This window comes from Lentimicrobium sp. L6, from assembly GCF_013166655.1.
Classification (GTDB): domain Bacteria; phylum Bacteroidota; class Bacteroidia; order Bacteroidales; family UBA12170; genus UBA12170.
In genome coordinates this window covers 1-11,680 of sequence record NZ_JABKCA010000105.1, presented here as the reverse complement: position 1 = coordinate 11,680, position 11,680 = coordinate 1, and the positions used below count along the sequence as shown (strand labels likewise).

Sequence of the window (11,680 nt, the reverse complement as noted above, 5' to 3'; positions counted from 1 at the left end):
ATATTACGATTAACAACTGAATTTCAGATAGTTAAAAACCGAACTCAGGTTAATATTGAATTGTAAACAAATAAAAAGTCTGAAACATATGATGTATTTCAGACTTTAAAATTCTTTTTTAAAAAAACTTATTTGATTTCGCTTCCTGGTTTTATGTGATCAGCAGGCGCTACAAATTGTAAGCTGCCATCAGCATCTTCTGCCATCAATATCATTCCTTGAGATTCGATTCCGCGAAGTTTTTTTGGAGCTAAATTTACCAAAATACTCACTTGTTTTCCAATAATGTCTTCGGGTTTATAGTATTCAGCAATCCCACTAACCACTGTTCGTTTATCAATACCTGTATCTACAAGTAATTTGAGAAGCTTTTTGGTTTTGGCTACTTTTTCAGCTTCTAAAATGGTACCAACTCTGATGTCCATTTTAGCGAAATCTTCAAATTGGATATTCTCTTTTACTGGAGTTGCCACTTTTTCAGCTGCTTCATTGGCTTTCTTGGTATCTAATAATTTTTGCACTTGAGCTTCTACATCAGCATCCTCTATTTTGTCAAAAAGGAAATCAGGTTTTGGTAATTCTAGGCCTGCGGTAATTAAATTCTTATTTTTAGCTGTATTCCAACTCTTTTCTTTAAGCAATAATAAATCGCTAAGTGTAACAGAAGTGAAAGGTAGGAAAGGCTCACATAATATGGCTAGAGCAGCACTAATTTGGATAGAGATATTTAAGATAGTCTCTACTCTTTCGGGATCAGTTTTGAATATTTTCCAAGGTTCTGTTTCTGTCAGGTATTTATTTCCTAAACGAGCCAGATTCATTAACTCTTGAATGGCTTCACGGAATTTATAGACTTGTATTTTATCACCGATTCTATCCGCAAAAGAAGTCATTTCTGTTAAGGTAGCTTCGTCGAGTTCTGTGAGTTCATGCTGGCTTGGTACCACTCCTTTAAAATACTTTTGTGTAAGAACCAAAGTACGATTAACAAAGTTTCCGAAGATGGCTAAAAGCTCACTATTGTTTTTGGTTTGAAAATCCTTCCAAGTGAAATCATTATCTTTAGTTTCAGGAGCATTAGCAGTTAATACATAACGCAGAACGTCCTGTTTGCCAGGAAAATCTTCTAAGTATTCGTGTAACCAAACGGCCCAATTTCTACTAGTTGAAATTTTATCATTCTCCAAGTTTAAGAATTCATTGGCAGGAACATTCTCTGGCATAATATAAGAACCTTCAGCTTTTAGCATAGAAGGAAAAATGATACAGTGGAATACAATATTGTCTTTCCCAATGAAATGAACCAGTTTGCTATCGTCTTCTTTCCAATAAGGTTTCCAGTCTTTACCTGTTTTCTCAGACCACTCTCTACTGGCAGAAATATATCCAATAGGTGCATCAAACCAAACATAGAGTACTTTCCCATCAGCACCCTCCACTGGAACTTTTACGCCCCAATCTAAGTCTCTAGTTACCGCTCTTGGGTGTAGACCTTGATCAATCCAGCTTTTCACCTGACCATATACTGTTGGTCTCCAGTCTTGTTTATGTCCTTTCAATATCCATTCACTAAGCCAATCTTCGTACTCATTTAGTGGAAGATACCAATGCTTAGTTTCTTTTAGTTCTGGAATATTTCCTGTTAAAGCAGATTTAGGATTAATTAAATCAGTAGCGCTTAAACTGGTTCCACAGCTTTCACACTGATCACCATAAGCTTTCTCATAACTACAGTGAGGGCAAGTTCCGGTGATATATCTATCAGCTAAAAACTGATTGGCTTCTGGATCGTAATATTGCTCAGCAGTTTTTTCAATAAATTTACCTTCCTCAAATAGTTTCTTAAAGAAATCGGAGGCCGTTTCGTGATGAATAGGGGCAGAAGTACGAGAATATACATCGAAAGATACTCCTAAGTCTTCAAAGCTTTTCTTGATGATGCCATGGTATTTGTCCACTACATCTTGAGGCGTGATGCCTTCTTTTTTCGCTTTAATAGTAATAGGTACGCCATGTTCATCGGAACCACCAATGAATAAAACATCATTGCCAGTGCTTCTTAAATAGCGCGCATAAATATCAGCAGGAATATAAACGCCTGCTAGGTGTCCAATATGAATAGGGCCATTGGCATAAGGTAATGCCGATGTTATGGTATATCTTTTGAAGTCTTTATTCTGCACTTGTGTCATTATCGTAATTTTTTGCAAAGGTATTTATTGTGGGTGAATTTTGCTAATGTGTTATTCTTTCTCTGTTTTAGTTCCATTAAGGTAATTATAAACAGAGGAAATAGTATACAATGGGAGGTTTACAAACTCTTCTCTTTGATAGAAATTTTGAGGGGAGGCTCTGAATATTAACCCTGGATTGTATTTTTGGCTATAGCTTCTTAAGCTTTTTAGAGTTTTGCTAGTTCCGCTTTTTACTTCAACTGGATATATTTCTTTCTTGTTCTGAATAATGAAATCCACTTCAGCTTCTCCACGACTAGTCCAGTAAAAGAGTTTACCTTCGGTATGTCCTTGTAATTCCATGGCCACAAAGTTCTCAATAAATGCACCATTATATTCTTTAAATAATGCAGATGGATTTACAATAGTATCAGAAGTAATTTGAAGTTTGGCGCCGAGTAAACCCGTATCCAATAAGAATATTTTAAACTTGCTCTGGTCGGTATATCCCGCCAATGGAAGTTTTGGTGTTTTAATAAGATAAGAGATATTGATAAGGCCTGCTTGTCTTAGCCATTCTATCGAATGTTCATATTGAGCAGCTCTAGCTTTGTTCTTTATATCGCTATACTTGAATTTCTTGTTTTCTTTAGCCAATTGGTAGGGTATAGAATTCCATATTTCTAAATTCTTAATGACTTGCGATTTATTGGTGTACTTGGAAAAATCGTTTTCATAAGATTTTAGAATGTCGTTTTGTATTTTTCTAGATGCGGTGATGTCAGAATGGTCGAGGAAGTTTTGTAATACTTCTGGCATGCCTCCCAAAAACAGGTATTGCTTTAGGTGTTTTATAAGTTTATTATGGATGGGTTCAGGAAATTGTTCAACTTTAACTAAAGATTCTAATTTATCGCATAAAACCTCTTCCCCGAAAGCTCTTAAGTATTCAGAAAAACTCATAGGATACATACTCAGAAAAGTTACTTTTCCTACAGGAAAACTTTTATCTTTCCCAACAGCTACCCCTAAAAGAGAACCTGCTGCAATGATATGGTATTCTGGAGCATATTCTTGAAAATACTTTAAAGATTTTAATGCTTTTTCTGATGCCTGAATCTCATCAAAAAAGAGAAGGAAAGAATTAGCCTCGATTTTCACCCCTTTATAGAAGCTGATATTGTCAATGAGTTTTTTAGGGTCCAAACTACTTTCGAAAAGGCTATCTAATTCTATATCTTTTTCAAAATTTAAATACAAGTATTTTTTATATTCTTGTTTTGCAAAATCATCTACTAAATATGTTTTGCCAACCTGTCTAGCGCCCTGTAAAACAAGTGGTTTTCTGTTTTTTGAATCCTTCCATTTTACTAATTTCTTATACAGTTCCCTTTTCATAATTTTCCTCTATCTTGATAAAAGTGTTACAAACATACAGAATTATCTTGGTAAAAGTGTAATGTTTTGTATGATTTATCTTGGTAAAAGTGTAATATTATATTTTGTATATGTTGTTAAAAGTGTAATTATTGCTTGTGTTTACCTTAGCAAAAGTGTAATAAATGGCTTAAATTACCTTGTTAAAAGTGTGGTTTTAGGATTGATTTATGTTGCTAAAAGTGTAATAAATGGATTGAACTACCTTGTTAAAAGTGTAATGTCACTCCAAAATAGCGCGCAATATTAGTTTAGTATTATTTTGAGCAATACCTTAAATCAAATGAATGTTCCCGAGTTTTAACTCAGGATAATAATATTCCTTTGAAATACATTCTATTTTAGAAAATATTATATTCAATGTAACTAATCAGGCAATCAACAAATTTTTAGAACATAGGTAATTGTTGATTTTTTTGTTTTGCCCCAATTCCCTAAAGGGAGCCAAAAAAATCAAATCCTGCTGTTTATTTACAATCCATAGTAGGAGTAGCTATATCATGTTTCATGAAACTGTTGTGTATTTTCCCTGACACCCTTTAGGGTTGGGGCAATCAGGGAAAATTTGATTAGATATTTTATTCTGATTAGTAACTATTCAATAAAAAAAAACAGGCTCAGAAGAATTCAAAGCCTGTTCTATATTTTTGCTAGGAAAAGAAATGGACTAACGTTTGATATTCTCAACGGCTAATGTCAATCTTTTGATGGCCTCTTCTTTACCAATTAATTCTATGATTTTAAATAAATCTGGTCCTTTGCCGTCTCCAACAATGGCCAAACGAAGAGCATTCATAACAGCACCAAAGCCAATTTCTTTTTCTTCGATATATTTGGTAACTAAATCGTGCATAGGAACAGCTTCCCAAGTATCGGTATTTTCTAAAATTTCTTTGATATCTGTAATAATATTGGGGGTATTCTCTTTCCAACGTTTTTTTATAACCTTTGGATTATATTCAGTTGGAGTTTGAAAGAAGTAAGAAGCTTGCTCCCAAATATCTTTTACGAATACACAGCGTTCTTTTACCAAGCCAATAACTTCAATAGCCATGGAATCATCATACGCCGTCACTCCATTTTCTATTAAAATAGGCCTTAGAGCCTCCAGTAATTGAGCCTCATCTTGGTTTTTCATATATTGCTGATTGAACCAATTGGTTTTGTCTGGGTCGAATTTTGCGCCCGATTTCCCCACTCTTTCTAAGCTAAAAGCAGCAATTAATTCTTCCATTGAGAAGATTTCTTGCTCAGTTCCTGGATTCCATCCCAATAAAGCTAACATATTGATGAAAGAATCAGGAAAGAAACCGTTTTCTTTATATCCTGCAAAAACCTCATCTGTTTTTGGGTCTTTCCAGCTCATAGGGAATACGGGGAATCCCATTTTGTCGCCATCTCTTTTACTCAATTTACCTTTTCCTACTGGTTTAAGGATAATAGGAAGATGCGCAAAAATGGGCTCCTCCCATTTATAAGCTCTGTAAAGCATTACATGTAGTGGGGCAGAAGGCAGCCACTCTTCGCCTCTAATAACATGGGAGATTTCCATCAAATGGTCATCTACAATATTGGCTAGGTGATAGGTTGGCATTCCGTCAGATTTGAATAGGATTTTATCATCTAAGCGAGAAGTATTTACGGTAACATCACCTCTAATGGCGTCAGTAAAAGTGACTTCTTCGTCTTCTGGCATTTTAAAACGAATCACGTATTCAGAGGATGTTAAAAGAGCTTTAGTTTCATCAGCAGATAGAGTTAATGAGTTTTTTAAAGTTTTACGAGTTTCTGCATTATATGTGAAGACACTTTTCTCAGCTTCGGCAGTATCTCTCAGGGAATTCAATTCCTCAGCAGTATCAAAAGCATAATAAGCACAACCACTATCAATCAATTCCTGAGCATATTTTATGTATAATTCTTTGCGCTCAGATTGCTTGTATGGCCCAAATTCTCCTTTACCTTCAATGCCTTCGTCAAAATTGATACCACACCACTTCAAAGATTCTTTAATGTAATCTTCAGCGCCCTCCACAAAACGAGTTTGGTCGGTATCTTCAATTCTTAGAATCATTTTTCCACCATTCTTTTTGGCGAATAAATAATTATATAATGCGGTTCTCACTCCTCCAATATGTAGTGGTCCTGTTGGACTTGGTGCAAATCTGACTCTTATATTTGACATCTTATAGCTTTTTAAAATTGATTTGCAAAAATACAAGAATAAGGGACATAATTAAACAAAGGTTTTATCATTCAAGGAATTCGATAAATATTGTAAGGAATAGTAGAGGATAGTAAAAAATGGTAATAGATAGTAAAGGATTGTAAATTGATAGAATCAAATCATTCAATCATTAAAATAAAAAAATCCTGTAACTATTTTATTTACCTTTCCGTCATACTATTAAATCCGGAAATCAAAAGGTGAAAATCAACGATTATAATCAATGTGTAGATCAGTATGCTGATGGGGTATTTCGCTTCATTGTCAAACATATGAAAGTGGAGGATCGTGCCCGTGATGTGGTGCAAGATGCTTTCTTGAAGATGTGGGAGAAGAAAAGCGATATTAAGGCTGAGAAGGCAAAATCCTACTTGTTTACTACAGCTTACCATTGTATGATCGATGTGATTAGAAGAGAAAAGAAAGTGCAATATCATGATGAAATTTCCCATCATGCCGTTTCAGATGGAATGCAGTCACCAGATATTCAAAAGCTTTTGAATTTGGCATTGGATCGCCTGCCAGAAATACAGAGAACGGTGGTTTTGCTTCGGGATTACGAAGGCTATAACTATGAGGAAATTGGCGAAATATGTAAGCTGAACGCATCACAAGTGAAGGTCTATATTTATAGAGCCCGACTGACGATGAAAAAGTTTATTGGAAAACCGGAGGTAGTAATATGAGGATTGATTTTAATAATTATGAGGAGTTTGTTCTCGATTTTCTAGAAGGAAATCTGAATGAACAAGGAACTGAAGAAATGAAAGCCTTTCTTTTGATACATCCTGATATTGCCGAAGATTTAGAGGATTTAGATGAAATAGTTTTAGAAGCTGGAAATCAGATTCTACTTGATACCGATTTTACCAACCAATTAAAAAATACAGAGATTAAAGCAGTCGCCTCCATAAATGAAGATAATTATAAGGAGGTTTTGATTGCAGAATTTGAGCAGGATTTAACCGAAGAGCAAGGACAAGATTTAAACGAGTTTTTACTTATAAACCCTCAATTAAAACAAGAACAAGTACTCACACAGAGCCTTAAAGTACAATCGGATTCCACTGTGGTTTTTAAGAATAAATCCAGCCTTAAAAAAAAGAACAGAGCTGTAGTGACCTTATGGACTATTAGTACCTCAGTAGCTGCCGTTTTATTAATTTCATTGTGGCTTTTTAATCTACCCTCCTCCAATACCCGTCTCCTTAATTTAGAAGCCATACAAAGTATTGAAATAACCACTTTAGTTATCGAAGAATCCCCTTCTACATTACAATTGCAGGCAAAAAATGGGGAGCTTAAGATATCGAGTTTCCCTAAGGAAATTGAAGAACTGCCAATAAGACCGAGAATGGAAAGTTTAGAAAGTTTGACAAGCTTGACGAGTCAAATAGTTATTGAGGATAGAGGCTGGAAAAACGAGATGATTTTATTGCAAGCTTATGCTTTTGATAAAAATCAACGTGGTACTCAAATAGATTTAGCCGATTTTCCAGCGACCAATAAAAGTGGCCCTATCAAGTTAATTTCGTCAATGCTATGGAAGACTACCAAAGCCAGTGTTAAAAGTTTTGGTGATGAGCTAATCAGTGATGATGTAAAACTTTTTAGCGCCGAAAATATTGGCGATCTCACTGGAGGAATGTTTCAAATAAAACGACCAAGTAAAGGAGTAGAATAAAGACAATATTATTCACTTGTTTTCCCTCATTTAGCCATTCGATCATTCAATCCATTTTACCTTCACTCATTTCTTCATTAAACCCTACACTTATTTCTTCATCCACTGTTCTCCTTTAAAAGGTTCTACGGTAATGCTTTGAATCTTATCAAATTCCTCTTCTGTAAATTGTTTGGTGATTTCGAATTGAAAATCTAAAGCTGGGAGTTTATTAAAAATATATCCTCTATATGCGACATCGGCATTGGTACTCCAAACCGATGATTGGATCTCCGCATATTGTGTGAGGAAAGCATCAGGTATAAACTCCACATTTTCTCCATCAGAAACCTCAAAAATGGCTTTACAGTGTGCAGCTTCAAATAGGAATGTAATATACTCTCTGACTACGTCTAAAGTTTTCGGATTCATAAACTTGTAAAAAGTCACCACCTTGCTATTGGTGAGGAGGTTTTCACCTTCAGTTAATACTAATATATAGGGTGTGTAGTCTTTGGAGAAGAAATCGAAAACTGTATTATAGCGATTGAGCCAAGATTCGTTGATTCGATTTTTATCTTGAGTAGTAAGAGGTTTTTCATATTTTTGGAAGGTGAACATCATGATGCCTGTCATGTCATTTACTCCATAAAACTTCAGCGGAACAGCACTTCTCCGCCCGTAAGCTCTACTTTTATTATTAACTTTAGGTTCTACGGTAGGAACTATTAAATCAATGAGTTTGGTGGCTTCTTTTATTTTTCCGTTTTTCTTTCTTTTAAAGACCTTAAAGGCATATCGATCATAATCAATATGGTCGGTACTGTTTTGTCTTACGGAATGGGCTACCGGAATTTGATATTTCATCTGCTCTGTTTCTAGCGCCAATTCTGATAAAATTCTCTTGAGGTTATAAAATTCTATACTGTAGTTTGCATTAGTTTGTGCTGATAATACGCCTTTAATGCTGTAATTACTTCCACTTCTTTGAGGCTCACCCATACGTAGGTTATAATCCCAAATAATGCCATAGTCTTTCATCTCATGAACATCGAATAGGGCTTTAGCCATATTGTATTCATCATCTTTCATTTTATCCCAAGCTTTAAGATCGGAAACCAATCCAGAGGTTTGGTATTTTACTTTTACACCACTTGCTTCAAGGCTTTCCATCATTTGCTTTTCTACAATGATGGCGGCAACTACGACTTTATACTCATCATCAAATTTGCTCTCAGAAAGCTTACGGTGTTCTTTGATAAACCCATGGCTTAAGGACAAAACTTCATCTTTTATAATCTCGTCGTTCTCAATTTCTGTAATACTACTCACATACGCACCTGCAGCTTGTTCCACAGCGTTCTGTAGGGCTTTCTCTAAAGCTAATTCAGGATTAGCTCCATAACCATCCGCAATCACCTTTTTTTCACCTTCAAGGGCTTCTAAGGTAATCATCTCTTCATCATATTGAGCCATTATTGTAGTAGTCAGGCCTAAAAAGCATAATAAGATTATAAATGTGTTTTTCATAGTACTTGTTTTATTTTTCTATTTGATTTCTGCTCCAATTATCTAGATTTGGTGTCTGAAGATAATAAGCATTGAGAGCATCGAGATTTGGAAAATCAAGTATAGATAAGCAAAGGCTGATATTTCCTTTTAAATAAAGTGTTTCTGGGTTCATGTTATATGCTAAAAGTAAAAATGGGAGGCCTTTTTCTGGATGGTCTTTAAGTCGGTAAGTGGCACCTATTAAATTAAGAGTTTCAGAGCTGAAACCATTTAAATTAATTTCATTTTGTAGCCATTCTATGGTTTTTTTAAAGTCTTCTTCTGCAAAGGATACTAGTGCTTTTTGATAAAATTCTCCAGGGCTGGTGATTTGTAAACCATAAATATTAAGAGCAGCGGGATAAGCCATAACAACATCAAAAGAAGTTGCATTTTCAAAACCTGGGAAATCAGCTTTGTTCCTTTCATCTATTGCAAATGATTGGATTTCCCACCATAAGCCTTTCATCTCATTTAAGGCTTCTTCTAATTCATTAAAAGCAGCTTTCTTCTTGTTATATGGAGCACAAGTAAATAGGATTTTATACTTAATAAGTCTTTCGAAATTGCAATTTGAAATGGGTAACTCAAATGCTTGATAGGTTGAGGCTTCTAAAATGCTATCGCTTTCGAATAACGAATATTGAAGCTGAGAATAAGGATGGAGCTTCAATAAATGCTGATATTCTGTTTCTAGTTTCCCTCGTCCACTTAAAAAGAAACCCTCTATATCTCTCGATTCTTCTATATCATTGTCTTCCTCTTGAAATAACAGACAAGCGGCAGAAAGGCTCCTCTTCCTATCGAAATTGGATTGTAATAACTGATTTAAGTCGACTTGAAAATAGGAGGATTCTTCAATTGTAAAATCCTCCTTATTGCATTGGAAATAGATACATCTGCTGGCACCACAATTGTCCCATGCAGTGGCAGTGAAATGGTTTATTTGTGCCTCAAAGTGAAGTTGACTATAATCCACAAAAGCTTCAAATAATTCTTCTTTATTATCATGATTTATTACGGTGTTTTTAAAAATAATATAGTTTCCAACTAAGTCAACGGCTTTTAGGCGCAAGCGACTTTTAGCCATTTGCAATCGCCTGCTTCCGGGAATGTTTTCTTTGAGCTGTGCTTTAACTTGATAAACAGATTTGTCAATCAATATTTCATAATTCGCTTTCTCATCAGAATAATAAACCTGAGCATGCAATGGCAATGACAAAGTCAAGAATAATCCGACCAAAAACAGACTATATATCGTCTTCGTCACCAGTAACTATGGTTTTGCTTTTCTTAGTTTGTTGACGTTGTTGTTCTGCATTACGTCCATCTGGAGATATGGCATCTTCTTTCTTCTGGAAATCTTTTTGAAGTTGATTTGCCTGAGCAGCATTCGATGGGGTCCAAGCTACTACATAACCTGCAATATCATGACCAGATACAGGATGTTTTCCTTTCCATTGTCTGATTTCAGTTGTTGCCAAGTTTAATGTGCTTTCCTTAGCCTTTACAGCTTGTTCCCATTTCTGGCGACTGTAATAAGCTTGTGTACCATCATCATATTCTTTTAGTTTTTCTACATTTTGAAGAGACTCCTCTGCTACTAAATCTTCTGCCACAAAATTCTTAATATTATTTACTGCATTAAGTCTTGCTTGGCTATATGCTCTTGAGAACGCCGCGGATTGGCGAGAACCAGAAGATCTGACTTCTTGTTGACCATAACCGAAGATGATCATTTCTCCAGAACTATTAAAGGTTACTTGTGCGCCTAGTTTTCCTACTAATTTATCTTCAGGCATTCCTTTTATCTTCTCCACGCTATTTTTTACTTTTCCAATTGGAGTTTGATATGAGGTATTGCTTTTGATAATGGAAGCCAAGGATTGGAATTCAGGAGAGTATTTCATACAAACTGCAATTTGGTAATCATCATTACCAGCATCACCTTCTGCAATCATAACTGTTGCGCATCCTTTTACCATTCCAGCTACTAAAGACTTTACAGTTTGATTGAAGTTTTGTTCGTAGGCAGCATGTTTTTCTGATTCATTCATTTTGGCAATTTCTTCTTCCGAAACACCAACATATTCCAAGGCTTTGTCCAATGATTGATCTAAAACTTTAATGGCTTTGTCTAACATGCTTGCTTTTGAACTGGCATCTGGGTCTTCGCCTTCAATGATATCTTCGAGCATGGTAAAACCTCTACCTGATGTGATTTGTTCTCCGGCCATTCTGAGGAGGTTCATTTTAGCTGTTAATTCTGCAATATTATAAGCTATGTTTCTGCTGTTGATAAATCCTGTCATATTGCTAGGACGAGCAGTAGTTGCCGCAGCCACAATATAAATGGAGCCATCTGAGTTTATGGAACCTAAGCTTTTCCCTTTTTTTACCAATACACTTGAAATTTTATCTCTAAGAACATCCTCTGGATATTCTACCATTTCGGTTTGTACTTCTTGGGTTTCTGTTACGGCATCTGTTTTAGCTAAGTCAGCAGGATTTTGAGCAAAGGTAAAGCCCATCATTCCAACAAATAATAGTGAGAGTACAATTTTTTTCATATGATTTTATAGGGTTACCCATTTAGTTCACAAATAGTTGTATATGAGTATATTATTT

General features: G+C 35.3%; 8 protein-coding genes. 2 read left to right on the top strand and 6 right to left on the bottom strand.

Going from position 1 to position 11,680, the window contains the following annotated elements:
- Positions 1 to 128: 128 nt before the first annotated feature.
- The 3 genes from metG to gltX all read right to left on the bottom strand — a co-directional run bounded on the left by metG (position 129) and on the right by gltX (position 5,796).
- A complete protein-coding gene (metG, locus tag HNS38_RS18600) occupies positions 129 to 2,192 on the bottom strand; it encodes a methionine--tRNA ligase (RefSeq protein ID WP_172282775.1) in 2,064 nt (687 codons plus the stop codon).
- A 51-nt stretch (positions 2,193 to 2,243) separates the two neighbouring features.
- The gene (locus HNS38_RS18595; RefSeq protein ID WP_172346878.1) at positions 2,244 to 3,572 is read right to left on the bottom strand and encodes an ATP-binding protein; all 1,329 of its coding nucleotides are present in this window, start codon (positions 3,570 to 3,572) and stop codon (positions 2,244 to 2,246) included.
- 706 nt (positions 3,573 to 4,278) lie between these two features.
- Positions 4,279 to 5,796: a glutamate--tRNA ligase gene (gene gltX, locus HNS38_RS18590; protein ID WP_172282781.1), complete on the bottom strand. Its 1,518-nt coding sequence runs from the start codon at positions 5,794 to 5,796 to the stop codon at positions 4,279 to 4,281.
- Between the two features lie 242 nt (positions 5,797 to 6,038).
- On the opposite strand from gltX, the gene HNS38_RS18585 reads away from it, so the two are divergent.
- Positions 6,039 to 6,524 (top strand): RNA polymerase sigma factor, encoded by a 486-nt coding sequence (locus HNS38_RS18585; protein ID WP_172282783.1) that lies wholly within the window; start codon positions 6,039 to 6,041, stop codon positions 6,522 to 6,524.
- Entirely contained in the window at positions 6,521 to 7,522 is a 1,002-nt protein-coding gene (locus HNS38_RS18580) for a hypothetical protein (protein WP_172346877.1), read from the top strand. Before HNS38_RS18585 ends, HNS38_RS18580 begins: the two co-directional genes overlap by 4 nt.
- A 90-nt stretch (positions 7,523 to 7,612) precedes the next feature.
- On the opposite strand, the gene HNS38_RS18575 is transcribed toward HNS38_RS18580, so the two are convergent.
- From HNS38_RS18575 to HNS38_RS18565, 3 genes are read right to left on the bottom strand one after another with little or no spacing between them, the layout of a single operon-like run.
- Complete coding sequence (locus tag HNS38_RS18575; RefSeq protein ID WP_172346876.1) at positions 7,613 to 9,031, bottom strand: hypothetical protein; 1,419 nt, start codon at positions 9,029 to 9,031, stop codon at positions 7,613 to 7,615.
- A 10-nt stretch (positions 9,032 to 9,041) separates the two neighbouring features.
- Positions 9,042 to 10,322: a hypothetical protein gene (locus tag HNS38_RS18570; protein WP_172346875.1), complete on the bottom strand. Its 1,281-nt coding sequence runs from the start codon at positions 10,320 to 10,322 to the stop codon at positions 9,042 to 9,044.
- Entirely contained in the window at positions 10,303 to 11,622 is a 1,320-nt protein-coding gene (locus HNS38_RS18565) for a DUF6844 domain-containing protein (protein ID WP_172282792.1), read from the bottom strand. Before HNS38_RS18565 ends, HNS38_RS18570 begins: the two co-directional genes overlap by 20 nt.
- Positions 11,623 to 11,680 lie beyond the last annotated feature (58 nt).

Coding starts and splice junctions, on each gene's coding strand:
- metG (WP_172282775.1), bottom strand. CDS start 2,192: ATGACACAAGTGCAGAATAAAGACTTCAAAAGATATACCATAACATCG.
- HNS38_RS18595 (WP_172346878.1), bottom strand. CDS start 3,572: ATGAAAAGGGAACTGTATAAGAAATTAGTAAAATGGAAGGATTCAAAA.
- gltX (WP_172282781.1), bottom strand. CDS start 5,796: ATGTCAAATATAAGAGTCAGATTTGCACCAAGTCCAACAGGACCACTA.
- HNS38_RS18580 (WP_172346877.1), top strand. CDS start 6,521: ATGAGGATTGATTTTAATAATTATGAGGAGTTTGTTCTCGATTTTCTA.
- HNS38_RS18575 (WP_172346876.1), bottom strand. CDS start 9,031: ATGAAAAACACATTTATAATCTTATTATGCTTTTTAGGCCTGACTACT.
- HNS38_RS18565 (WP_172282792.1), bottom strand. CDS start 11,622: ATGAAAAAAATTGTACTCTCACTATTATTTGTTGGAATGATGGGCTTT.